General features: G+C 71.2%; 1 protein-coding gene. It reads right to left on the reverse strand.

The annotated features are described in order from the left end of the window. Nucleotides 1–212: hypothetical protein (locus tag EXE42_RS19155; protein WP_158293807.1), on the reverse strand; the 212-nt coding region annotated here is incomplete at both ends.

Genomic DNA, 212 nt, shown 5'->3' on the forward strand with positions numbered 1-212 from the left:
TCTCGTCGCGCATCCAGCCGGCAACGTACAGTCCCGGAACTTCGGTGCGCCCCCCATCTGTGGGGACGAACGGCTCGGGCGGCGACCAGTCGGCGTCGTCAGACGCCTCCGCGTCCGCGTGTGTGTCTGCGACCGCATCGGCAAGGGGGTCCAGCACCTCGCCGTCGTACGCGGCGGCGACGACGACGCGGTCCGCGATCAGCTCTCCGGAC

This window comes from Halorubrum sp. SP3, from assembly GCF_005435195.1.
GTDB lineage: Archaea > Halobacteriota > Halobacteria > Halobacteriales > Haloferacaceae > Halorubrum > Halorubrum sodomense.